Origin of the sequence: Halomonas sp. B23F22_3 (assembly GCF_043496965.1) — a bacterium.
In the GTDB taxonomy this organism is placed as follows: domain Bacteria; phylum Pseudomonadota; class Gammaproteobacteria; order Pseudomonadales; family Halomonadaceae; genus Halomonas.
In genome coordinates this window covers 763,623-785,871 of the sequence record NZ_JBIEKG010000001.1, presented here as the reverse complement: position 1 = coordinate 785,871, position 22,249 = coordinate 763,623, and the positions used below count along the sequence as shown (strand labels likewise).

Genomic DNA, 22,249 nt, shown 5'->3' with positions numbered 1-22,249 from the left:
TTGCGCGATGGATCTGATCCAGATCAGGTGGCGGCAGGCCTTCCCGGCGGCAAAGCTGGAATGCGAGCGATAGTACAACGCATTCGGGAGGCTTTCGCGTTACCATGTTGTCCAGACACTCTCAACCGGCAGTCGAGACCTCATGACCAGCCAATCGACCCTCACGCCAGACGCGCCGGCCAGCACCGCCCCGGTGCTCGCCATGCACCAGATCCGCCACGCCTACCAGCAGCACCTGGCCGTCGAGAACGTCTCCCTCGACGTCAAGCCCGGGGAGATCGTCTGCCTGCTGGGGCCCTCGGGCTGTGGAAAGTCCACCCTGCTGCGGATCGCCGCCGGACTCGAGCGGGTGCAGCAGGGGCGCGTGGCGCTGGGCGGCGAATCGATGGGCGAGGGGCGCAGTCACGTGCCGCCGGAGAAGCGCAACGTCGGCCTGGCCTTCCAGGACTCGGCGCTGTTCCCGCATCTATCGGTGCTCGACAACGTGGCCTTCGGCCTCGAGTCACTGCCCGCCCAGCAGCGCCGGCGGCGGGCCTACGAGCTGCTCGAGCTGCTCGGCATGGAGCGCTATGCGCGGGTCTTCCCGCACATGCTTTCGGGGGGCCAGCAGCAGCGCATCGCCCTGGCCCGGGCCCTGGCGCCCGCGCCGCAGCTGATGCTGCTCGACGAGCCCTTCTCGAGCCTCGATGCCCGCCTGCGCGACCGCATCCGCGACGATACGCTGCACGTGCTGAAGAAGGTGGGCACCGGCGTGCTGCTGGTCACCCACGACCCCGAAGAGGCCATGTTCATGGCCGATCGCATCGTGCTGATGCGTGAGGGGAGGGTGGTGCAGGCCGGCACTCCGCTGGAGCTCTACTGCACCCCGGCCGATCCCTTCGTGGTCACCTTCTTCGGCGAGGTCAACGAGCTCGAGGGGCGGGTGCAGGACGGCCAGGTGGCGACCCCGGTGGGCGAGGTCTCGGCGGGCGGGCTGCCCGAGGGCAGCCTGGTGAAGGTGATGATCCGGCCCGAGGCGCTCAGGGTCGTGCCGCTCAACGAGCCGCCCGAGTATCACCACAGCCACATCATCATGGCCAAGCTGCTGGGCCGCACCAGCCTGCTGCACATCTGTGCCCACACCCCCGACGGCGAGGAGTCCCACCTGCACGCCCGGGCCCCGGGAGTCTTCCTGCCCCGGGAGGGCCAGCCGATCCTGATCGGCCTGGACGACTCCCAGGTGTTCGTCTTCCCCCTCGAGGAGGCCTCAGCTGCCGGGGCGGGAGCGGCGCATGGCGACGCTGAGCAGGATCACCGGGATGATGCCTACTGCCACGATGGCCAGTGACGAGGTCGAGGCCTCGGCCAGGCGCTCGTCGGCGGCCAGGCTGTGGGCGCGGATGGCCAGGGTGTCGAAGTTGAAGGGGCGCAGGATCACCGTGGCCGGCAGCTCCTTCATCACGTCGACGAAGACCAGGATGCCGGCGGCGATCAGGCTGCCGCGCATGATCGGCGTATGCACCTTGCGCAGGGTGCCGCCCGCCGTCTGACCCAGGGTCCGCGAGGCCGCGTCCATGCTCGGCGTCACCTTGCCGAGGCTCGCCTCGATGGCGTTGAAGGAGACCGCCAGGAAGCGCACCAGGTAGGCGTAGATCAGGATGAACGCCGAGCCGCTGAGCAGCAGCCCCACCACGATGCCGAACTGCCCCTTCATGAAGTCGTTGATCTGGTGATCCAGCCACACGAAGGGGATCAGGATGCCCACCGCCACCACCGAGCCCGGCACCGCATAGCCCATGGCGGCCACTCGCGTGGCCACTCGGGTGATGCGGCCGGGATTGAGCCGTGCCCCGTAGCTCAGCAGCAGCGCCAGGCTCACGGCCACGATTGAGGCGATCGCCGCCAGCAGCAGGCTGTTGCCGGCGAACTCCAGGAAGGCGGCGCCGAACAGCGCGTCGCCGCCCTGAATCGACAGGTAGCCCAGCAGGCCGCTGGGGATCAGGAAACCGAGCAGCACCGGGGTGAGGCAGGCCAGGGTCGCGGCCCAGGCCCGCCCCCCGTGGAGCGCGAACTCGGGCATCTGCTGGTAGCGGCCGGTGGTGTGGAAGTAGCGCCGCTTGCCCCGGGACCAGCGCTCGAGCAGCACCAGGGCGATCACGAAGGCCAGCAGGCAGGCGGCGAGCTGGGCCGCGGCCACCTGCTCGCCCATGCCGAACCAGGTGCGATAGATGCCGGTGGTGAAGGTGTCGACGCCGAAGTACTGCACCGCCCCGAACTCGTTGAGGGTCTCCATCAGCGCCAGGGACACCCCGCCGACGATCGCCGGGCGCGCCAGCGGCAGGGCCACGCTTGAGAACAGCCGCCAGGGCCCGCGGCCCAGGGTGCGCCCCACGTCCAGCACGCACACCGACTGCTCCAGGAAGGCCGCCCGCGCCAGCATGTAGACGTAGGGGTAGAGCACCAGGGTGATCAGTGTCGCGGCGCCCCACAGCGAACGGATGTCCGGGAAGAAGTAGTCGCCCGCCGACCAGCCGAAGGTCTCGCGCAGCCAGGTCTGGATGGGGCCGGCGTACTGCAGGAAGTCGGTATAGGCGTAGGCGATCACGTAGGTCGGCACCGCCAGCGGCAGCAGCAGCCCCCACTCGAAGAGCCGGCGCCCCGGAAAGCGGCACATCACCACCAGCCAGGCGGTGCCGGTGCCGATGACGAAGGTGCCGAGCCCCACGGTCACCACCAGGAAGAGGGTGTTGCCCAGGTAGCGGGGCAGCACGGTGCTGCCCAGGTGCTGCCAGATGCCGTCGGTGGGCATGAACAGGTGCGTCAGCACCACGATGACCGGCAACGCCACGATCAGGGCGATGCCGATGGTCAGGGCGTTCCAGAGATTGAGGGGCAGCGACAGGCGGGAAGGCGTGCGGGCGCGGGAACTGGCCGGACTGGTCAACGGAGTCTCCTTCCGTGCCGGGATGGCTACAGGGATGCGAGAAACTTGCGGCTGAGAATTGTATCAGTCGGCCGGGGCGACTGCAGCCACGGTCGCCGTGAACGCGGTCGCCGTGAATACGGTCGCCGTGACCTCCGTCAAGCAAGACGCCCGCCGCTCGAGGAGCGGCGGGCGTCGAGGGTCGAGCTCGGCAGGCTCAGTAGCCGATCAGCAGCGACGGCAGACCGGTGACCAGGACCGGGAAGAAGGCCATCAGCAGGCAGGCCAGCACGATCAGCGCGACGAAGGGGATGACCGCCTTGTAGAGGTCGAGGGTCTCGACCCCGGGCGGCGCCACCCCCTTGAGGTAGAAGAGCGCGTAGCCGAAGGGCGGCGTGAGGAAGGAGGTCTGCAGCACCACCGCGACCATCACCACGAACCACAGCACGTCGATGCCCATGCTCTCGACGATCGGCAGCATGATCGGGAAGCTCAGCAGCACGATGCCGGTCCAGTCCAGGAACATGCCCAGGATGAAGACCAGGAAGAGCATCAGGATCAACGCCCCGGTGGTGCCGCCGGGCATCGCCATCACCACCTCGTGGATCACCTCCATGCCGCCGCCGATGGAGAACACCCCGGTGAAGGCGGTGGCCCCCACCAGCACCAGCATCACCATGGTGGTGGTCTTGCTGGCCTCGATCAGGGTGTGGTAGCAGGTGGAGGCCTTGCGATCGCCGAAGATCAGGAACAGCAGGAAGGCGATGAAGACGCCGATGGCCGAGGCCTCGGTGGCGGTGGCGATGCCGGTGAACAGCGAGCCCAGCACGCCGAGGATCAGCGCCATCGGGGGCAGCACGTACTTGCCCAGCATCTTCAAGAGCTCGCCGGTGGAGACCTCGGCGCGCTCCTCGGCGGGCACCAGGGGGCCATATTCCGGCTTGAGGTGGCAGATCACCAGCACGTAGAGGGCGTACATCGCGCCGAGCAGCAGGCCCGGCACCAGGGCGCCGGCGAACAGCGCGCCCACCGAGACCGGCGAGTAGCTGGCCATCAGGATCAGCATGATGCTGGGCGGGATCAGGATGCCCAGGCAGCCGCTGGCCATGATCACGCCGGTGCTGAGCTGCTTGTTGTAGCCGTAGTTCAGCATCGGCACCAGCGCGATCATGCCCATCACCGCGATGGAGGCGCCGACGATGCCGGTGGTGGCGGCCAGCAGCACCGAGACCACGACGACCGTCAGGGCCAGGCCGCCGCGCAGGTTGGCCAGCAGCAGGCGCATCGATTCGAACATCTTCTCGGTGACGCCGGAGTCGTTGAGGAAACGCGCCATCAGGATGAACAGCGGGATGGCCACCAGGACGTAGTTGTCCATGGCGTTGCCGTAGATGTTGTTGATCAGGATGCCCAGCGTATTGGCGCCGGGCCCGAACCAGGCGCCGAGCACGGCGACGCCGCCGAGCACGAAGGCCAGCGGATGACCCATGAACAGGCCGACCAGCAGGCCGCCGAACATGAACAGGGTAAGCATCTCGGCGCTCATGCGGGGGTCTCCTTGCCCAGCGCCTGCACGGCGCGGATGACGATGGCGATGGCCTGCAGCAGCAGCAGCCCGGCGGCGACCACGATCACGCCCTTCACCGGGTAGACCGGGATGGCCATCATGCCGTAGGTGGTCTCGCCGCGACTGAAGGAGCGTTCGAAGAATGCCCAGCCGAAGGTCAGCAGCATCCAGATGAAGGGAACGAAGAAGATCAGGTAGCCGAGGAGCTCGAGCGCCGCCTGCTTGCGGCGAGAGAGCAGCCGCTTGAGCACGTCGACCTCGACATGGGCGTGATGGCGCAGCCCGTAGGCGGCCATCAGCATGAAATGGGCGCCGAACAGCATCTTCGTCACGTCGAAGGCCCAGTCGCTGGGGCGTCCGATGAAGAAGCGCATGGCGATGTCATAGATCACGATCAGCGTGATCACGGCGAGCAGCGGAGCGATCAGGCGTCCGAATCCCTCGTTGAGGGCGTCGATGGCCCTGGCAATGGCATTCATGGTGGGAGCTCTCGGAATCGGGCGAATCGTGCGTGAGGGGAGCGACGGAACCGTCGGCGTCGAGCCGGCCCCGTCGGGGGCCGGCCCTGGCCGGTTACTGGTTCATGCAGGCCTCGATCTCCTCGAGGGACGGCAGCTCATCGGTGACGCGGCTCATGTTGTAGGGCACCGAGATATCGCGCCAGTTGGAGTAGTGCTGCAGGTAGCTGATCATGGAGTGGTAGACCTTGGCGTGCATCGGGTCCTCGCAGGCCCCCTGCACGATCACCTCGTTGGTGATGCGCTGGATCTCGGCGAGATCCTCCTCGGAGAGCTGATTGATCTCGGTGCCGTCCTCGATGAACTTCACCGTGCCCTCGGTGGATTCGCGCTCGGACCAGGCCAGCGACCAGGCCATGGTCGCCTGGGCGGCGATCTTCAGCTTCTCCTGGGTCTCCTCGGAGAGGGCGTCCCAGGCGTCCTGGTTGATCATCACGCCGAACACGCTGGCGGACTGGTGCCAGCCCGGCACGGACCAGTAGTCGGCGACCTCGGAGAAGCCGGCCTTGTAGTCCACCCCCGGGGTCGAGAACTCGGCGCCGTCGACCACGCCGCGCTCGATGGCCTGGTAGATCTCGCCGCCGGCCAGGGTGACCTGGGAGCCGCCGAGCTGCTCGAGCACCCGGCCCTGATCGCGACCGGAGAGGCGCAGGCGCTTGCCCTCCAGGTCGGCGATGCTCTCGATGGGCGTGCCGCCGCGGAAGCCCGACTCGTTGTTGGTGATGCCGTAGGGCAGGTAGACCATGTTGTAGTCGCCGTAGACCTCCTGGTAGAGCTCGAAGCCGCCCCACTGGTTGATCCAGTTCAGGTAGTCCACGCCGTTGAACAGGCTGGTGGTGGTGGCCAGCGGCGAGAAGGCCGGGCTCAGGCCGGCCCAGTAGCCGGGCCAGTCGCCGGCGGCCTGGATGGCGCCGGTCTGGGTGGCGTCGAACACCTCGGTGCCGGGCATCAGGGTGCCGCCGGCGCGGAAGTTGATGGTCAGCTCGTCGCCGGCCAGGGTGTTGACCAGCTCCGCCCAGTGGCGGTCGATCTGGATCAGGTCCAGGTTGTCCGGCCAGGTGGTGGTCATGGTCCAGGTTTCCTGGGCCTGGGCGGTCGTGCTCAGGGCGGCGAGGGCGACGCCGGCCGCGATCCCGGTGAGGGTGAAGGTGCGCAGTGCTGTCATTTTTTGTCCCTTTTGTTGGTTCGAGCTGCGATGCCGGGAGGCACCGCCTTGGCCAAGCCGGTCCACCAGCCACGCTGCCGTCGCTTGGACGGCGACGCGGCGCTCGCCTCAAGCTAGCACGTCATCCATGTAGGGTTCGATCGCGCCGATGCGAGGATGACGGGGCTCGATGGCGGCGATATCGCTCGCGATCGGCGGCTTGGGTGCACGCGTCGGCAGCGAGATATGGCATGATAATCAATGAGTTGCCTTTTGTTTACGTTAACGTAAACGTATGACTCGGGAGATCATGCAGCGTTGAACGTTGCACTTATATAAGACCAAAGTGTTAATGGGGGTGCCGGTAACGGCGCTTCAGGAAGGGCAGCGGCGACAGGAGGCGGCGCCATGAGCGACAGAGGGCAAGACGGCGGGGACAGAGGCGACCGCGAGGCGAGGGCGGTGAGTGCCCTGCTGGCGCAGGCGCGACGCCTCGCCCGGCGCCGCTGGCGCGGCCTGGTGTGGCTGACCGGCGAGGCCGAGGCCTGTCGGCGCGAGGCGCAGAGCCTGTGGCAGGCAGGAGAGGAGCAGGGAGCGTGGCGGGCGCCCCTGTGGATCGCCGCCGAGCGCCCCGAGGGCCTGGCGGCATCGGCCTGGCTGCCGTCGGCCAAGGCCCGCACGCGGCTGGGCGGCGAGCAGGACCTGGTGGTGATCGATGCCGTCTCGGCCGGGAGCGGCTTCGATCCCGAGGCCTTCGGGGCGCTGGCCGGCACGCTCACCGCCGGCGGCCTGTTGGTGCTGATGACCCCGCCCGACTGGGGGCGGCGCCCCGACGCCGACTACGCCCGCCTGGCCGAGCACCCCTGGCGGGCGGAGCAGCTCACCGCCCGCTACCTGGCCCGCCTCGCCCGCCTGCTGGCCGATGATGCACGGGTGATCCGCTGGACGGCAGGGGCGGCGCCGAGGCTGCCGGACGTCCCCGAGGCCACGACCGGGGCGAAGGGCGAAGCGCCGGGAGAGCCCCCGTCGCTGTCGGCCGGCGACGAGGCCTGCCTGACCGAGGACCAGGCCGAGGCGGTAGCCCGGCTGACCCGGCTGCGTCGCCGTCGCCCCCTGGTGCTGACCGCCGATCGTGGCCGCGGGAAGACGGCGGCGCTCGGCATCGCCTGTGCGCGGTTGCTGGCGCAAGGCACGGGGGCTGGGGCAGGAACCACCGAGATCCTGGTCACCGCGCCGCGCCCGGCGGCGGTGGCCGGGCTCTTCGAGCGCCTGGCCGCGCTCTGCCCCGAGGGGCAGCGGCACGGCCAGGCCTTCGAGGCGCCCGGGGGGCGGGTGCGCTTCCTGGCCCCCGATGAGCTGGCCCGCCTGGCCGAGCAGGGCGAGGTCGGTGGCCCCGGTCGACTGCTGCTGGTGGACGAGGCGGCGGCGATTCCCGCTCCTTTGCTGGGGCGCTGGCTCGAGGCCTTCCCGCGCATCGCCTTCGCCACCACGGTGCACGGCTACGAGGGCTCGGGGCGCGGCTTCGCGCTGCGCTTTCGCGAGCGGCTCGAGCGCCAGGCGCCCGACTTCCGCGAGTGTCACCTGGCCGAGCCGATCCGCTGGGCCGCCGGCGATCCCCTGGAGGCGCTCACCGCCCACCTGCTGCTGCTGGACGCCGAGCCGGACACGGCACCGACCGGCGACGGCGCACCCATCGCCCGGCGCCTGGACCGCGACGTCCTGGCCCATGATGAGCCGCGGCTGCGGGCGGTGTTCGGCCTGCTGGTGCAGGCTCACTATCGCACCACCCCCGCCGACCTGCGCCGGCTGCTGGACGGGCCGGGGGTGACCATCACCGCCCTCGAGGCGGGCTCGGCCCTCGAGGGCGTGGCGGTATGCGGCGACGAGGGCGGCTTCCCGGCCGTGCTCGCCGAGAGGGTGGCGCGGGGCGAGCGGCGCCCGCGCGGACACCTGCTGGCCCAGTCGCTGGCCGCCCATGCCGGCGAGCGCGAGGCGCTGACCGCGCGCCTGCGACGGGTGCTGCGCATCGCCGTGCCCGCCGGCCGTCGCCGCCTGGGCGGCGGCCGGCACCTGCTCGATGACGAGCTCGCGCGGGCCCGCGAGGAGGGCATCGATCTGCTGGGCGCGAGCTTTGGCGCCGAGCCCGGGCTCCAGGCGTTCTGGCAGTCGGCGGGCTTTCGTGCCGTGCGCCTGGGGCTGACCCGCGAGACCGCCACCGGCGAGCATGCGCTGATGGTGGTGCGACCCACCAGCGCGGCCGGCGAGGCGCTGGCCGCGCGGCTCCAGGCGCGCCTCCACCGCCAGCTGCCGGGCCTGCTGGCCTTCGAACTGGCCGAGCTCGAGCCCGCGGTGGCCCTCGCCCTGCTCGCCGAGGGGCCGGCACCCGCCCTCGAGGCCGCGGACCGGCGCGACCTGGATGATGTGGCCTTCGGCCATCGCGAGCCGGCCCTCACGCGCCCGGCGATCCAGGCGCTGGTGAGGCACCGCGCCCGGGCTGGTATGCGCGAAGAGGCCCGAGGCGCCGAGCCCGACGAGGCGCTGGCGCCGCTCGCGGCCTGGGCCTTCCAGGGCCGCGATGCGAGCTGGCTGGCGCAGCGGCTGGGCGTCGCGGGCAAGAAGGGCGTCCAGGCCTGGCTGCGTGAGGCCGTGGCGCGCCTTCACGATCGCGACGGCGGACTTTCCCCCGATGTGGCCGGGCGGTAGAGTGCCCGCATTCACCGTCGGACAGATGCCCCATGAACGCACATCTCGAGCAGCTCTCCCCCCGGCCCCTGTGGCGCCACTTTCGCACCCTGTGCAACACGCCGCGCCCCTCCGGCCACGAGGCCGCCTTGGTCGCGCTCCTCGAGCGCTGGGCCGACGGCCTGGGCCTGGCCCACGACCGTGACGCCTTCGGTAACCTGCGCATCCGCAAGCCCGCCACCCCCGGCCACGAGCAGGCGCCCGGCGTGATCCTGCAGGGGCATCTGGACATGGTGGCCCAGGCCAACGCCGACCATGCCCATGACTTCACCCGCGATCCTATCGAGACCCGAGTGGGGGACGATGGCTGGCTGCACGCCCGCCACACCACCCTCGGCGCCGATAACGGCCTCGGCGTGGCCGCGGCGCTGGCGATCCTCGAGGACGACGCCCTGGTCCACGGCCCGCTGGAGGCGCTCTTCACCCTGGAGGAGGAGTCCTCCATGGGCGGCGCCCTGAACCTGGCCGAGGAGTGGCTCGAGGGGTGTCTGTTGCTCAACCTGGACTCCGAGGATCGCGGCCAGGTCTATATCGGCTGTGCCGGCGGGGCCGACGTCCTCGTCGACGCCCAGCTGCCCACCGCACCGCCGTCGCCCGGCGAGGCGCCGCTCTCGCTCTCGCTCACCGGGCTCTCGGGCGGCCACTCCGGCATCGATATCCACAAGGGGCGCGGCAACGCCAACCGGCTGCTGGTCAGGGCGCTGCGCGCCCTTGAGCCTCTCGGGGCGCGGCTGGTCGACTATCATGGCGGCACCCTGCGCAACGCCCTGCCGCGGGAGGCCTTCGCCACCCTGCTGCTGCCGGAGGAGGAGCACGCCGATGCCCGGGCGCGGGTGGCGGCGCTTGCCGCCGAGCTGCGCGCGGAGCTCGCCGGGGTCGACGAGGGGCTCTCGCTCTCCCTGACGCCCACGGCGGCGCCGGCAGACGAGGCCCTGACGGCCGAGGCCAGCCGACTGCTGGTGCGCGCCCTGCACGTGGCGCCCTGCGGCGTCGAGCGGATGAGCGTCGAGCTGCCCGGGGTGGTGGAGACCTCCAACAACCTCGGGGTGGTCAGCCTGTCGGCCGGGCGCTTCCACCTCTGTGCCCTGGTGCGCTCACTGCGCGACAGCGCCACGGCGGATATCGCCGATCGGTTCCGCGCGCTGTTCGAGCTGATCGGCGCCCGCACCCGGGTCGAGAACGCCTACCCGGGCTGGACACCCGATCCGGCGAGCCCGCTGCTGGCGCGCTTCCGCCGCCTTCACCAGGAGCGGCTGGGCCAGGATCCCGAGGTCAAGGTGATCCACGCCGGCCTGGAGTGCGGCATCCTCGGCGGCAAGTACCCACGGCTCGACATGATCTCTTTTGGCCCGCTGATCCGCGGCGCCCACTCCCCGGACGAGCGGGTGGAGCTCTCCTCGGTGGAGGAATTCTGGACGCTGCTGCGTGCCCTGGTGGAGGAGCTGGCCACCCTGGGGGCGGAAGACGCCGACCACGCCGCTCACGGGGCGGGGCGGTGATGAACGCCTGGTGGCAGGCGGCCGGACCGGCCGACTGGGTCGCGGTGGCGCTGGCGGGGCTGCTGGCGGTGACCGCCGCGCTGGCCCTGGGCTGGCGGCGCCGCCTGTCGGCCGCCGAGGCGGCCCTCGCCGACCGCGAGCGGTTGACCCAGGAGCGTGAGGCCGGCGTGCGGCGCCTCGAGCAGGAGCTGGCCCAGAGCGATGCCCAGCTGGATGCCAGCCGCGAGCGTCTGGCGGCCCTCGAGGCCGAGCTCACCGGCACTCGCGACCGGCTCGCGGAGCAGCGCGAGCGGGCCACCCGCCTGGAGACCGAGCGCGAGCAGATGGCGCTGCGTCATCGCGAGCAGCTGGCTCTGCTCGAGGAGGCCCGCGAGCGGCTCAAGGAGGAGTTTCGTCAGCTGGCCGGGCGCATCTTCGAGGAGCGCCAGCAGGCCTTCACGGCCCAGAGTCGCGACGGCCTCGAGGCGACGCTCAAGCCCTTCCGCGAGCAGGTCGACCAGTTCCGCCGCCGGGTCGAGGAGCTCCACGGCCAGCAGAGCCGCGACAGCGGCTCCCTCAAGGCCCAGCTCGAGCAGCTCGCCGGGCTCAATGCCCGTCTCGGCGAGGAGGCCGCGGGACTCGCCCGGGCGCTCAAGGGCGACCAGAAGGCCCAGGGGAACTGGGGCGAGCTGATGCTCGAGACCGTGCTCGAGCGCAGCGGCCTGCGCCGCGACATCGAGTACCGCCGCGAGGTCTCGCTGCAGGGCGAGCAGGGGCGCCAGCGTCCCGACGCGGTGATCTACCTGCCCGACGACCGTCACCTGATCGTCGATGCCAAGGTATCGCTGGTCGCCTGGACCCGGGTGGTCAACGCCGAGCAGGAGGCCGAGCGCGAGGCGGCCATGAAGGCGCACCTGCAGTCGCTGCGCAGCCACGTGGCGGGCCTCGCGGCCAAGGACTACCCGGCCCTGCCGGGACTCCACTCGCCGGACTTCGTGTTCCTCTTCGTGCCGGTGGAGCCGGCCTTCGCCGCGGCCTTCGAGCGCGACCCCTCGCTCTTCCAGGAGGCCTTCGACCGCCAGGTGGTAGTGGTCACGCCGACCACCCTGCTGGCGAGCCTGCGCACCGTGGCGGGCCTGTGGAGCCTGGAGCGCCAGAACGAGAACGCGCGCCTGATCGGCGAGCGGGCCGAGAAGCTGCTGGCCAAGTTCTCCGGCTTCGTCGAGAGCCTGGAGGAGGTGGGGCGCCACCTGGAGCGGGCGAGCGACAGCCAGCGTCGGGCCATGGGGCGACTCTCCAGCGGCCAGGGCAGCCTGGTGGCCCAGGCCACCGAGCTCGAGCGCCTGGGCGTGCGCATGAGAAAGCCGCTGCCCGCGGCGCTGGTACGCGCCGCCGCCGGTGACCCTGGCGGAGAGGGTGAGGCAGGCGAGGACGAGGCGTCAGGCGGGGAAGGCGAGCCGGGTGACGACGTGGCGTCGACGCATAACCGCGCCTGAGCCCCGCCTGAGCCCCGCCTGAGCCCCCTACGCGACCGCCAGACGCCAAGACGCCGCCCGAGGGCGGCGTCTTGCATCCATCATGCCGGATGGACTCGCGGTGTCGGGCAGGGGCCGCTTAGCCGAGGTAGGCGCCCAGCATCCACACGGTCTTCTCCTGCTCGCGGATGTAGTCGCCGGCCTGGGCGGCGGTGCCCTCGTCATCGGCGTCGGAGGCCAGCGAGAGCAGCTCGCGCTGCAGCTCGATCAGCGTCTGGTACCCCTGGAGCACGCCGCGCACGCAAGCTTCTCCGTCGTGGACGTTCTTGTCCTCCTGGATCCGGGAGATCTTCACGTAGTCGCTGTAGGCATGGACCGGGGTGTGACCCAGGGTCAGGATGCGTTCGGCGACCTCGTCGACCTTGACCAGCAGATCGGTGTAGAACTCCTCGAACTTCTCGTGGAGCTGGAAGAACTGCCGCCCCTTCACGTTCCAGTGATAGCCGCGCACGTTCATGTAGAAGATCTGGTAGTTCGCGAGCAGCTCGTTGAGCTTCTCGGCGAGCTGGCTGGCGCTGGATTCGTGCAGGCCGATGGTGTTGGTCTCGCTCATGCAATGCCTCCTTGATCGCTTGACGGCTAGGGTACGGTGGTCCGGTGGTCGCGAGTAAGTCGATTCTCTGCATGGCCACCATAGCCGATGTCGATGACCTGCGGGCGGCGGCGGCGAGATTCAAGGCCGGGCGTATCGTCGCCGCGGCGTCCGGCCTAGACTGAAGGCCACCGTTTCAGGAGACGATTCCATGCGCAGATGGCTGCTGTGGCTGCTGCCGGGCGTGCTGGCCGGGTGTCAGATGACGCCGACGACCCTGCCGGTGGCCGAGCCCGCCCCTTCCGCCGAGTGCCGCTGGCCCGCAGGGCCCGGCGATGACCTGCCCCGGGTGATCACCGCCCTTGAGGCGGAGGGCTTCGTGGTGCGCCACACCGATGCGTCGCTGGGGCTGGTCAGCGCCGATCGGGCCCGCACCACCATCTATCACGACAACGGCATCGAACGCCTGCCGCGCATCGGCGGCTTCGTGAGCGGGGGCAGCGGAGGCCACGTGGGCACGGGCGTGGTGCTCGGCGTCGGCGGAGGGTTCGGGCCGGGCATCGACGAGGCGACCCGCGCGGAGCGGGTCTCGGTGGTGGTCGATGAGCGTCGGCTTCGCGTGACCCGCGACATTCGCCTGATCGACTGGCGGGGCGACCTGCGCGAATCGCGCAGCGCCAGCGACGCCGACTTCTGCCGCGACCTGCGCCGTGCCATCCAGGCCGTTCCGGCCGGGGGGGCGTCATGACCCGTGCACTGCTCATCCTGCTGCTGACGGCGTGGCTCGCCGGCTGTGCCTCGCCGGCGACTGTCGCGCCGCGCGAGCTGCGCCTGGCGGCAGCGCCCGAGACGACCCTGCGCGCGGCGATACAGCTGCTGATGGAACGGGGCTACGTGATTCGCCATGCCGACGACGACCTGGGGCGACTGGACGCCGTGCTGGCCCGCATGCCGGGCTATGGCGTCTCGCTGCGCCTCTCGCCGGGCGAAGAGGGCGGCAGCCGGGTCGAGGCCATCGCCACCCGGGGCGGCCGGGCGCTGCCGCCGGGCCTGCTGGATCCGTTTCTCACCGACCTCCAGGCGCGGCTGGGGCTGCTCCCCTGAAGACGGCGCCCCCCGCGTCCCGGTCGCCTCAGTTCTGATCGCCAGCGTCCAGGTCCAGCCGTTCCAGCTCGGCCAGGATGCGGGCGCGCATGTCGGCCAGGGCGTCCGGGTCGTAGGGCTCGGCCCGGCCATGGCCCCAGACCGGCGCCGGCCAGGCGGCATCCTCGCGGCGACGCACCACCGCATGCACGTGCAGCTGGGCGACCACGTTGCCGAGGCTGGCGATATTGAGCTTGTCACCCTCGAGGGCCTCGAGCAGGGCCCGGCCGACCGCCGTGGCCTCCCGCCACAACTGCCGCTGGGCCCGGTCGTCGAGTTCGAACACCTCGCTGACCTCGTGGCGGCGCGGCACCAGCACCAGCCAGGGGAAGCGCGCGTCGTCCATCAGCCGCAGCTGGCACAGCGGCAGCTCGGTGATCGGGTAGGTATCCGCCACCAGGCGGGCATCGGGCTCGAAATCCGGCATCGCTCTTCTCCTTTCGCTGGGCCATCCCTCTCGCGCCCATGATGGCACAGCGGGGCTGTGCGGTCAGATTCCCCCGGACGCGCCGGGCCGGTATGCTGGGCGGCCTTCGACTCGCTACGCACGGACGCCATCATGACGCTGCTCGAGGCCCTCGCCCTGCTGACCATCGGCACCCTGGCCGGTTTCATCAACGTGCTCGCCGCCGGGGGCTCGATGCTCACCCTGCCGCTGCTGATGTTCCTGGGGCTGCCGCCCCAGGCGGCCAACGGCACCAATCGGGTCTCCGTGGCCCTGCAGAGCGTCTCGGCGGTGGCCAGCTTCCTGCGCGCGGGCGCCTCGCACCTGGGGCTCTCCCTGCGGCTGTCGGTGCCGGCGGTCGCCGGCTCGCTGGTCGGCGCCTGGTTGGCCCTGCAGACCGACGATGCCCTGTTCGAGGCGATCCTGATCGCGGTGATGGCGGGCTCGGCGGTGCTGATGCTGCTGCCCCAGCCGCGGGTGGAGACCCGCCCGCTCACCGCCGAGCGCCTCACGCCCGCGGTCTATCTGGCGATGTTCGCCATCGGCCTCTATGGAGGCTTCATCCAGATCGGCGTGGGGATCCTCTTCATCGTGGTGCTCTATCGCATGCTGAAGATCGACCTGGCCCAGGTGAACGTCTTCAAGGTGCTGATCGTGCTGGTCTATACCCTGCCGGCCCTGGCGATCTTCCTGATCAACGACCAGGTGCGCTGGAGCTACGGCCTAGTGCTGGCGGCGGGCAGCATGCTGGGCGCCTGGCTGGCGGTGAAGGTCAACATGAGCCCGCGCGGGGCCCTCATCGTCAAGTGGCTGACCCTTGCGGTCATCTTGGCGATCATCCTGCGGCTGCTGCTGGGGTAGCCCCCTCGGTGACGACGGCGGTCGCGTGCTAGATTGAAGGAGCATCACTCCCTCACCGCACATCGAGAAGCTCGAGGAGGCAAGCATGAAACGGACACTCGCACTGGTACTCGTCGCGCTGTTCACCGCGTCGCTGCTCGGCGGCTGCAACACCATCCGTGGCGCCGGCCAGGACATCGAGGAGGGCGGCGAGGCCATCCAGAAATCCAGCTACTGAGTCAGCGTATGGGGCCGCTACCCGCCAGAACGGCGACTGACCGTTCCGGTGGGGCCCGCCATCATGGACGAGGAGAAAGCATGTCACCCAAGGCACTCGCGCCGATCGCCGCCGCCCTGCTGCTGGCCGGCTGCGCCGGCGGATCGAACCCGCCAGCCCCGGCGCCCGCGCCGCCTCCGCCCAGCGTGACCGCCGGTAATACCTGCGATGTCGCAGCCTTGCAGGGCCGGGTCGGGCAGCGCTTCAGCGCCACGCTCGGCGAGACGCTGCAGGCCGAGAGCGGCGCGACCACCCTGCGGGTGCTGCACCCCGGCACGGCCGCCACCCTCGACTATCGCCAGGACCGCCTCAACGTGCGGCTGGACGAGCGCGACATCATCACCGCCATCGACTGCGGCTGAGCGCCGCCGCCGGCAGGCCTTCGAGGCCTTTCCGGCTAGAGTTCGCCGTGCTCCTCCTGGGTGCGGCGCTCCTCCTCCTCGGCCTGCTTGCGCAGCTTCTTGCGCAGGGCCGCCTTCTCGAAGCGCAGTTTCTGCAGACGGGTCTCCAGCCGTAGCGGCGGCACCCGCGCCGGCTTGCCGTGGTCGTCCACGGCGACCATGGTCAGGTAGCAGCTGTTGGTGTGGCGGATCATCTTGTGGCGGATGTCCTCGGCCACCACCTTGATGCCGATCTCCATGGAGGAGCTGCCCACGTGGTTGACGCAGGCCAGGAAGGTGACCAGCTCGCCGACGTGGATCGGCTGCTTGAACAGCACCTGATCGACGGACAGCGTCACCACGTAGTGGCCGGCGTAGCGGCTGGCGCAGGCGTAGGCCACCTCGTCGAGCTTCTTCAAGATGGCCCCGCCGTGCACCTTGCCGCTGAAGTTGGCCATGTCCGGGGTCATCAGCACGGTCATCGAGAGCTCGTGCTGGCCGGGGAGGGTTTGATCGTCCATCGCAGGGTTTCCGTCAAGGTTTCATGAAGCATAACGCCTCGCCCCCCGGAAGGGGGAGCGAGGCGTCGTCGTGGCGCGTTCGGCTCGGTTCAGAACCAGGTCAGGCCGACGGCGATGATGATACCGGTGATCAGCAGCTGGATCAGGCAGAAGCCCATGATGTCCTTGGCCTTGAGGCCGGCGATCCCGAGCACCGGCAGGGCCCAGAAGGGCTGCAGCAGGTTGGTCCAGGCGTCGCCCCAGGCCACGGCCATGGCCACCCGGGGGATGTCCACGCCAAGGGCCTGGGCGGCCGGCAGCATCACCGGGGCCTGCACGGCCCACTGGCCGCCGCCGGAAGGCACGAAGATGTTGACGATGCCGGCGCTGATGAAGGACCAGAAGGGCAGGGTCGCCTCGGTGGCGAAGGAGATCAGCGCGCCGGACAGCGTCTCGGCGAGCCCGGACTGCACCATGATCGCCATGATCCCGGCGTAGAAGGGGAACTGGATGACGATCCCGGCGCCGCCCTTGATCGCCTCGTGCAGGCTGTTCAGCAGGCTCTGGGGCGTGCGGTGGAGCACGATGGCCAGGAACAGGAACAGGAAGTTCACTACGTTCAGGTTGAGGCCGCCGCCTTGTAGGACGAAGTGGTCGAACAGGAACAGCAGGCCGGGGATGCCGACCAGCCAGGCGAGCGTGGTGCTGTTCTCGAGGCGCTCCGCCGGGCGCGTGATGCGCGGCCGCTTCGTCTCGGTCTCACCCAGCAGCGCGGGGTCGATGTAGACGCTGTCCTTCTCGTCCGGAAGCATCATCCGGTTGACCAGCGGCACCGCCACGAACAGGCAGAGCACGATGGCGATGTTGAACAGCGAGAAGATGGTCTCGCCGGTGCCGATCACGCCGATCTGCTCGACGGCGAAGTGCCCCTCGGTGGCGACCACCAGCGGCACGGAGCCGGCCAGCCCGCCGTGCCAGACGACGAAGCCGGAGTAGGCACTGGCCACCAGCAGCCGATAGTCGACGCGGATCTGGCGAGCCAGCTCCTTGGCGAACAGCGCGCCGACCACCAGGCCGAAGCCCCAGTTGATCCAGCTGGCGGCCAGCGAGACCAGGGTCACCAGCAGGATGGCGGCGCCGGCGTTGTTGGCCAGGCCGGCGAGCTTCTGCAGCAGGCGGCTGACGGGGGGGGAGCTGGCCAGCATGAAGCCGGTGACCAGCACCAGCAGCATCTGCATCGAGAAGGTCAGCAGGTTCCAGAAGCCATCGCCCCAGAAACGCAGTACCGCCAGTGGCGTCTGGCGCTCCACGGCGATGGCCGCGGCGGCGGCGATGACCGTCAGCAGCAGCACGAAGATGTAGGGGTCGGGCAAGTACCTCTCGACCAGCTTGACGGCCGGCCGTGATAGAGCCTTGAGCATGAGAGTTCCCTTGTTCTGTTGTCTTGTGTGGCGTACCCGACAGAAAGTAGCGCAGTCTCAGAGGCTTGTGCTACCCGGGGCGGGGCACGTCGTCAACGCGGGCGGCCGTCGCGTCATGGCGCCAGCGGGTGCGGCGATGGTGCCGGTAGTAGGCCGCGAGCACCCCCGAGCGCACCGTGGCGAAGGCCAGGAAGGCGAGCCATAGCCCGTGGTTGCCCAGTCCCTGGGTGAGCCACCAGAGCGGCAGGTAGACGGCGAGGCCGGCGAAGATGCTGTTGCGCATCTCGCGGATCGCGGTCGCCCCGATGAAGACGCCGTCCAGCAGGTAGCTCCACACCGCGACCAGCGGCATGACGACCATCCAGGGCAGGTAGGCCCCGGCCGTCTCCCGCACCTCCGGCAGGCCGGTGAGCAGCGCGATCAGCCCCTCGCCGCCCAGGGCGAAGGCCAGGGCGGCCGCGCCGGCGGTGAGCAGCGAGAAGCGCGCGGCGCTCTTGACCACCTCGCCGAACTCGTCGAAGCGTCGGCGCCCCACGGCGCGCCCGGCCAGCGCCTCGGCGGCATGGGCGAAGCCGTCCAGGGCGTAGCTGGTCAGCATGATGAACTGCAGCAGCACGGCGTTGGCGGCCAGCACGGTGTCGCCCTGGGCGGCGCCGCGGGAGGTGAAGAAGGCCATGGCGAAGAGCAGGCCCAGGGTGCGTACGAAGAGGTTGGCGTTGACCCGGAAGAGTTCGCCGTAGGCGCTCAGGCGCAGGATCTGGCTGCGCAGGAAGCGCCCCGAGAGCCACTGGAGCTGGCGCGAGACCAGCCACAGGCCGAAGGCCAGCGCTGTGTAGTCGGCGATCACCGTGGCCCAGGCCACGCCGTCGCTGGTCATGCCCAGCCCCACCACGAACAGCAGGTCCAGCGCGATGTTGACGCCGTTGGTCAGCACCAGGATCGCCAGGGTGACCCGTGAATTCTGCTGGCCGAGGAACCAGCCGAGGATGGCGTAGTTGGCCAGTACCGCCGGCGCCGAGAGCAGGCGGATGCGGGCGTACTCCGCGGCGAGCTCGGTGGCCGCCGCGCTGCCGTCGAGCAGCCACAGCCCCAGCGCCACCAGCGGGTCGCCGGCGAGTATCAGCGCGAGGCCGATCACCAGCGCGAGCAGCAGCGACTGGCCGAGCAGGTTGCGCACTTCGCCGTCCGCCTCGCGCCCCACCGCCTGGGAGGTGAGGCCGGTGGTACCCATGCGCAGGAAGCCGAAGCCCCAGTAGAGGAAGCTGAAGAGCGTGGCGCCGAGGGTCACCCCGGCGAGATAGCGCGAGTCGGGCAGGTGGCCGACCACCGCGGTATCCACCAGCCCGAGCAGCGGCACGGTGATGTTGGAGAGGATGATCGGCCAGGCCAGCGCCCAGATACGCTGAGGAGCGGGCGGGGTGGTGGTAGAGGAAGAGGTCACGATGGCTCCGGTCGAGACGCGAAGGCGGCAGGATGGGCGGAGTGGCGCGAAGGTGCAACCGCTTGATCGCCCTGAAATCCAGCTACGCTTGAACGAGATGGCGAGGGCGTCAACGCGCCCCGAGTGGAACGCGTGCGAAAGGGAGCGACACGATGAAGCGAATGAACGGTATGGGGATGGGGCTTGTGCTGGTGCTGGCCATGTCGGTGGCGGGGCAGCCGGCCATGGCCGTCGGCAACGACGAGAGGATCGAGCCGAGCGGCGGGGCGATGATCCTCGATGCGGTCGTCGCCCGTCCGCTGCTGGCGGCCGCGACGCTGGGCGGCACGGCGATCTTCCTGATGTCGCTGCCGTTTTCGGCCCTGGGCGGCAACGTCGATACGGCCGCCGAGACCCTGATCAAGACCCCCGCCGAGGCGACCTTCCGGCGCTGCCTGGGCTGCAGCGTGAGCCGGCGCGCCGACGAGCGCTAGGGCAGGGTGGACTGGCGGGGCGCACCGGCGGTCGGGCGGCCCCGCCGGTGCGTCAGGCAGCGGTGATGCGGTGGTACTTCTCCATCAGCTCGTCGCGGTTCTCCGGGCGTTCCGGGTCGAGCGGGATGCAGTCCACCGGGCAGACCTGCTGGCACTGCGGCTCATCGTAGTGGCCGACGCACTCGGTGCAGAGGTTCGGGTCGATGATGTAGATCTCTTCCCCCGGCGAGATGGCGCCGTTGGGGCATTCGGGTTCGCAGACGTCGCAGTTGATGCACTCGTCGGTGATCATCAGGGCCATGGGGTACCTCACGGAAGTCGCTGGCCGGCAAGCGAGCTCGGGGATAATCCCGAGCGTCAGAGTCAGGTATTGTAATGGCTGTTCAGCGTCTCGGCGACCCTGGGGTGCACGTGCTTCGAGACGTCGCCGCCGAGGCGGGCGATCTCGCGGACCAGCGTGGAGGAGATGTAGGAGTTCTCGACCTCCGGCGTCAGGAAGACCGTCTCGAGCTCCGGCATCTGGGCACGGTTCATGTTGGCCAGCTGCAGCTCGTACTCGAAGTCGGAGACCGCGCGCAGGCCGCGCAGCAGCACGCGGGCCTGCTGCTGCTTCATGAACTCGGTCATCAGCCCCGAGAAGCCGACCACCTCGACGTTGCCGAGCGCGGCGACGACCTCCCGGGCGAGAGCGATGCGGGTGTCGAGGTCCAGCGCCGGCCCCTTGCCGGGGCTGGTGGCGATGGCCACCACCACCTTGTCGAACAGGCGCGAGGCGCGCTCGATCAGGTCGAAGTGGCCGTTGGTGATGGGGTCGAAGGTCCCCGGGTAGACGGCGGTAGTCATGAGTCGCCCTCGTCCTCCAGGCGTCCGAAGGGGTTGTCGACGGCCAGCGAGACCGGCTGGGCATAGCCGGGGATGTGGATCCGGTCACGGCCGACCTCGAGCTCCGGGCCCTCCAGCACGCCCTCGCCGAAGCGATAGCGGGCCTGGAAGTGGCCACGGTCGGCGCTCTGGTGATAGGCCGCGGCGACCTCGCGGGTGGCCTCGCGGCGTGCCCGCCAGTCGCTCATCGCGGCCTCGCCGTGGCGCTTGGTCAGCAGCCGCTCGGTGACCGCGGGAGAGAGCACCACGCCGGTGGCGTTGTTGCCGCCGAAGCCCTTGGCGTTGATGAAGGCGGCGTCCGCGGTGAAGGGCAGCGGATCGCGAAACAGGCGCAGGTGCTCGGCATGGACGTCGTCGGCCACGGCGTCGAGGGTGAAGATGCCGGGCAGCAGGCCGTGGGCGAAGCTGCCCAGGGCGCTGGTCAGCTGGTCGCCGGCGGCGCTGCCCTGGGAGTGACCGACGAAGGCCTTCACCGCCACCACCGGCCAGTCGGTGATGCCGTGGGCGCGGGCCACCCGGTCGAAGACGTGGGACTCGGTGGTGCGGTTCTTGGGCGTGCTGGTGCCGTGGGCATGCAGGAAGGTGCGCTCGCGAAGCGCGGTCTCGCCGAGCATGTCGCGCACCAGCGCGGCCGACTTGGCCAGCGAGATGTAGTTGCCGATGCCCGGCGCCGAGATCGAGCGCTTCCAGCCGTCGGCATTGACGAACACCGCCGGCACGCTGCCGAGGATGTCGGCGCCGGTCTCCAGCGCCAGGGCGTCGTCCATCAGCATCACGAACTGGCTGGACTCCCCCATGGTGAAGCCGCAGTTGCGGGCGAAGGGGCGGCAGGCGCGCTGATAGTCCGCATCGGTCAGCAGCTCGAGGGCGTCGAGGGCCTTGAGGCCGTCGTCGTCGGCGAGCGCCCCCATGCTGCGAAAGCCCTCGATGATCTCGGGGGTGATCGGGGCGTCGGCGGTGCCGACCATCACGACCCGACGGCGGCCGGCGCGGATGTCGTCCACGCCCAGGCGCAGGTTGTAGAGGAAGCTGGCGCAGGCGCCCAGCGCCGCCCCGGTGCCGCCCACGCTGCCGAGCACATAGGCGTTGAGGAAGTCGGCGGGCATCTGGCCGTAGCCCAGCGGCATCTGCTTGGAGGTGGCGCGCTTGCCGGAGCTGAAGCTCTTGAGCAGGCCGCCCCAGCCCTCGTCGTCGAGCTGGCCGATGGAGTTGCCGGCATAGACGGCAATCTGGTCGGGGTCCAGGCGGTCGCGCAGGTTGTCCCACTCCAGGCCGCTGTCGCCCAGGCAGTCGCTGGCGGCGAAGATCGTCATCGCCAGGCCGCGGGGGTGGTGCACGCTGCGATAGAGACGGCTCGGTTCGAACCCGGTCGGCAGCTGGCCGGCGGCGCGCACCTGGGCCTGGCGCGTCTCGGGCAGCATCACGTCCATGCTGCCGGCGGGCACGGTGACTTCCAGGTTCTGGCGGTCGAGCTCGCGCACCTGCCAGGTAGCTGGCAGGTCGTCAGGCAGCTGGCGGCGGCGGATGCGGAAGGTCAGCGGCGCGTCGAGGGCGAGGCTCGCCTTGCGGTTGGCCGGCAGGCCCTCCTCGTTGAAGCGCCCATCCTCGATGCGCCGGATCAGGGTATGGTCGAGCACCTGCTGGCGGGTCTGCTCGACGATCCCGGCGGCATCCAGGGCATGGCCCTGGGCGTCATGCCAGGCGCCATCGGCCTGGCCGTCGGCCAGGCGCATCATGGCCGCGAGGCCGAGCAGGGTGCGGGCCTGAACGTCGTCGGGCAGGGCATCGAGCACGGTACGGCGAAATGCCTGGTGGCCCGAGGTTCGGCCGGCGGGATTCACGCCGCCCATGCCGACGATCACCGGTAAGTGTGGCAAGCCGGATTCCTCGTTGTGCGGTTGATGTCGTGGCTGCAATCTTAGACCGTCGATCATAGCACCCGGCCCGCGTTGGCGTCATGCCGGGGCCCCGGCACCCGGCGCGGCGGTTCATGGATCTATCACACGCGGCTGGTAGAATACGTCGCCCC

At 70.1% G+C, this 22,249-nt stretch carries 22 protein-coding genes; 10 read left to right on the top strand and 12 right to left on the bottom strand.

Going from position 1 to position 22,249, the window contains the following annotated elements; all coding sequences use genetic code 11:
• Positions 1 to 142: 142 nt before the first annotated feature.
• The gene (locus ACGTNG_RS03545) at positions 143 to 1,327 is read left to right on the top strand and encodes an ABC transporter ATP-binding protein (protein WP_394575506.1); all 1,185 of its coding nucleotides are present in this window, start codon (positions 143 to 145) and stop codon (positions 1,325 to 1,327) included.
• Here the strand turns inward: ACGTNG_RS03545 and ACGTNG_RS03540 are convergent.
• From ACGTNG_RS03540 to dctP, 4 genes are all read right to left on the bottom strand, one after another.
• Entirely contained in the window at positions 1,247 to 2,851 is a 1,605-nt protein-coding gene (locus ACGTNG_RS03540; protein WP_394575561.1) for an ABC transporter permease, read from the bottom strand. The genes ACGTNG_RS03545 and ACGTNG_RS03540 overlap by 81 nt on opposite strands.
• A gap of 268 nt (positions 2,852 to 3,119) precedes the next feature.
• Positions 3,120 to 4,448: a TRAP transporter large permease gene (locus ACGTNG_RS03535; RefSeq protein WP_394575505.1), complete on the bottom strand. Its 1,329-nt coding sequence runs from the start codon at positions 4,446 to 4,448 to the stop codon at positions 3,120 to 3,122.
• Positions 4,445 to 4,948: a TRAP transporter small permease subunit gene (locus ACGTNG_RS03530; RefSeq protein WP_394575504.1), complete on the bottom strand. Its 504-nt coding sequence runs from the start codon at positions 4,946 to 4,948 to the stop codon at positions 4,445 to 4,447. Before ACGTNG_RS03530 ends, ACGTNG_RS03535 begins: the two co-directional genes overlap by 4 nt.
• A 94-nt stretch (positions 4,949 to 5,042) precedes the next feature.
• Entirely contained in the window at positions 5,043 to 6,152 is a 1,110-nt protein-coding gene (dctP, locus tag ACGTNG_RS03525) for a TRAP transporter substrate-binding protein DctP (RefSeq protein ID WP_394575503.1), read from the bottom strand.
• Between the two features lie 387 nt (positions 6,153 to 6,539).
• Here dctP and ACGTNG_RS03520 point away from each other — a divergent pair, with 387 nt between their 5' ends.
• The 3 genes from ACGTNG_RS03520 to ACGTNG_RS03510 are packed head-to-tail and all read left to right on the top strand — an operon-like array spanning position 6,540 to position 11,847.
• Positions 6,540 to 8,834: a tRNA(Met) cytidine acetyltransferase TmcA gene (locus ACGTNG_RS03520; protein ID WP_394575502.1), complete on the top strand. Its 2,295-nt coding sequence runs from the start codon at positions 6,540 to 6,542 to the stop codon at positions 8,832 to 8,834.
• A 32-nt stretch (positions 8,835 to 8,866) separates the two neighbouring features.
• The gene (locus ACGTNG_RS03515) at positions 8,867 to 10,372 is read left to right on the top strand and encodes an aminoacyl-histidine dipeptidase (protein ID WP_394575500.1); all 1,506 of its coding nucleotides are present in this window, start codon (positions 8,867 to 8,869) and stop codon (positions 10,370 to 10,372) included.
• Positions 10,372 to 11,847 carry a DNA recombination protein RmuC gene (locus ACGTNG_RS03510; protein WP_394575499.1) on the top strand — a complete coding sequence of 492 codons (1,476 nt, stop codon included), beginning with the start codon at positions 10,372 to 10,374 and terminating at the stop codon, positions 11,845 to 11,847. Before ACGTNG_RS03515 ends, ACGTNG_RS03510 begins: the two co-directional genes overlap by 1 nt.
• A 118-nt stretch (positions 11,848 to 11,965) precedes the next feature.
• Here the strand turns inward: ACGTNG_RS03510 and ACGTNG_RS03505 are convergent, their stop codons facing one another.
• Entirely contained in the window at positions 11,966 to 12,439 is a 474-nt protein-coding gene (locus ACGTNG_RS03505; protein WP_394575498.1) for a Dps family protein, read from the bottom strand.
• A gap of 190 nt (positions 12,440 to 12,629) precedes the next feature.
• On the opposite strand from ACGTNG_RS03505, the gene ACGTNG_RS03500 reads away from it, so the two are divergent.
• Positions 12,630 to 13,166 (top strand): hypothetical protein, encoded by a 537-nt coding sequence (locus ACGTNG_RS03500; RefSeq protein ID WP_394575497.1) that lies wholly within the window; start codon positions 12,630 to 12,632, stop codon positions 13,164 to 13,166.
• Positions 13,163 to 13,522, top strand: a complete 360-nt coding sequence (locus tag ACGTNG_RS03495) for a hypothetical protein (protein WP_394575495.1) — start codon at positions 13,163 to 13,165, stop codon at positions 13,520 to 13,522. The genes ACGTNG_RS03500 and ACGTNG_RS03495 overlap by 4 nt, the downstream gene beginning before the upstream one ends.
• 28 nt (positions 13,523 to 13,550) lie before the next feature.
• On the opposite strand, the gene ACGTNG_RS03490 is transcribed toward ACGTNG_RS03495, so the two are convergent.
• The gene (locus tag ACGTNG_RS03490) at positions 13,551 to 13,988 is read right to left on the bottom strand and encodes an HIT domain-containing protein (RefSeq protein WP_394575494.1); all 438 of its coding nucleotides are present in this window, start codon (positions 13,986 to 13,988) and stop codon (positions 13,551 to 13,553) included.
• A gap of 132 nt (positions 13,989 to 14,120) precedes the next feature.
• On the opposite strand from ACGTNG_RS03490, the gene ACGTNG_RS03485 reads away from it, so the two are divergent.
• The 3 genes from ACGTNG_RS03485 (at position 14,121) to ACGTNG_RS03475 (ending at position 15,485) form a co-directional block, all read left to right on the top strand.
• Positions 14,121 to 14,867: a sulfite exporter TauE/SafE family protein gene (locus tag ACGTNG_RS03485; RefSeq protein ID WP_394575493.1), complete on the top strand. Its 747-nt coding sequence runs from the start codon at positions 14,121 to 14,123 to the stop codon at positions 14,865 to 14,867.
• Positions 14,868 to 14,952: 85 nt separating this feature from the next.
• Positions 14,953 to 15,084 carry an entericidin A/B family lipoprotein gene (locus tag ACGTNG_RS03480; protein ID WP_394575492.1) on the top strand — a complete coding sequence of 44 codons (132 nt, stop codon included), beginning with the start codon at positions 14,953 to 14,955 and terminating at the stop codon, positions 15,082 to 15,084.
• Between the two features lie 80 nt (positions 15,085 to 15,164).
• Positions 15,165 to 15,485 (top strand): I78 family peptidase inhibitor, encoded by a 321-nt coding sequence (locus tag ACGTNG_RS03475; RefSeq protein WP_394575491.1) that lies wholly within the window; start codon positions 15,165 to 15,167, stop codon positions 15,483 to 15,485.
• Positions 15,486 to 15,520: 35 nt separating this feature from the next.
• On the opposite strand, the gene ACGTNG_RS03470 is transcribed toward ACGTNG_RS03475, so the two are convergent.
• From ACGTNG_RS03470 to ACGTNG_RS03460, 3 genes are all read right to left on the bottom strand, one after another.
• Entirely contained in the window at positions 15,521 to 16,024 is a 504-nt protein-coding gene (locus ACGTNG_RS03470; RefSeq protein WP_394575490.1) for an acyl-CoA thioesterase, read from the bottom strand.
• An 89-nt stretch (positions 16,025 to 16,113) separates the two neighbouring features.
• Positions 16,114 to 17,424, bottom strand: a complete 1,311-nt coding sequence (locus ACGTNG_RS03465) for a short-chain fatty acid transporter (RefSeq protein WP_394575489.1) — start codon at positions 17,422 to 17,424, stop codon at positions 16,114 to 16,116.
• A gap of 70 nt (positions 17,425 to 17,494) precedes the next feature.
• Positions 17,495 to 18,865 (bottom strand): MATE family efflux transporter, encoded by a 1,371-nt coding sequence (locus ACGTNG_RS03460; RefSeq protein WP_394575487.1) that lies wholly within the window; start codon positions 18,863 to 18,865, stop codon positions 17,495 to 17,497.
• A gap of 152 nt (positions 18,866 to 19,017) precedes the next feature.
• Between ACGTNG_RS03460 and ACGTNG_RS03455 the strand changes: the two genes are divergently transcribed.
• Complete coding sequence (locus tag ACGTNG_RS03455) at positions 19,018 to 19,338, top strand: hypothetical protein (RefSeq protein ID WP_394575486.1); 321 nt, start codon at positions 19,018 to 19,020, stop codon at positions 19,336 to 19,338.
• 52 nt (positions 19,339 to 19,390) lie between these two features.
• Here ACGTNG_RS03455 and ACGTNG_RS03450 read toward each other — a convergent pair whose 3' ends face one another.
• The 3 genes from ACGTNG_RS03450 to ACGTNG_RS03440 all read right to left on the bottom strand — a co-directional run bounded on the left by ACGTNG_RS03450 (position 19,391) and on the right by ACGTNG_RS03440 (position 22,070).
• Entirely contained in the window at positions 19,391 to 19,639 is a 249-nt protein-coding gene (locus tag ACGTNG_RS03450) for a YfhL family 4Fe-4S dicluster ferredoxin (protein ID WP_394575485.1), read from the bottom strand.
• A gap of 62 nt (positions 19,640 to 19,701) precedes the next feature.
• Positions 19,702 to 20,181: a pantetheine-phosphate adenylyltransferase gene (gene coaD / locus ACGTNG_RS03445; protein ID WP_394575484.1), complete on the bottom strand. Its 480-nt coding sequence runs from the start codon at positions 20,179 to 20,181 to the stop codon at positions 19,702 to 19,704.
• Positions 20,178 to 22,070 (bottom strand): beta-ketoacyl synthase, encoded by a 1,893-nt coding sequence (locus tag ACGTNG_RS03440; RefSeq protein WP_394575560.1) that lies wholly within the window; start codon positions 22,068 to 22,070, stop codon positions 20,178 to 20,180. The genes coaD and ACGTNG_RS03440 overlap by 4 nt, the downstream gene beginning before the upstream one ends.
• Positions 22,071 to 22,249: the final 179 nt, after the last annotated feature.